1 protein-coding gene is annotated in these 513 nt (G+C 64.5%); it reads left to right on the plus strand.

The annotated features are described in order from the left end of the window. Positions 1 to 39: 39 nt before the first annotated feature. On the plus strand, positions 40 to 513 hold a 474-nt coding region (locus tag JGS39_RS40130; protein ID WP_443742938.1), incomplete at its 3' end, for a helicase-related protein.

Genomic DNA, 513 nt, shown 5'->3' on the forward strand with positions numbered 1-513 from the left:
GAGCTGCACCAGTTCGGGGGGCGTGCGGGGCGGGCGGTGATGTCGAATTGCCGGGTTCTCGGTGAGGGGGTCGACTGCCCGAGTGTGGATTCAGTTGCTCTTATCGACCCGAAGGGGTCGGCGGTGGATATTGTTCAGGCTATTGGTCGGGCGCTTCGGCAGAAGCCCGGTCAGGATAAATTGGCGACGCTGATCGTGCCGGTATTTCTCGGTCCGGATGAAACTCCGGAGGATATGCCGTATTCGGCTTCGTACCGTCCTCTTTTGAAGATTCTTTCCGGGCTGCGTGCGCATGATGAGCGTGCGGTGGAAATGCTGGCTGCTCCGCAGGACAACCTGCATCGGACGAAACCGGCGTCGTCGTGGCTCGGTCCGGCGCCCGCGGGTGACGACGAGGAGGAGCAGCGGCTGCTGCTCCGGTTCGGGGTGCACCGCGACCCGGCGCTGGTGGCCAGGATGGTGGAGTACAACCTGATCGAGCCGGAGCACGCGAACTGGCGGGCGGGGCACCGG

Origin of the sequence: Streptomyces poriferorum, from assembly GCF_019399235.1 — a bacterium.
GTDB lineage: Bacteria > Actinomycetota > Actinomycetes > Streptomycetales > Streptomycetaceae > Streptomyces > Streptomyces poriferorum.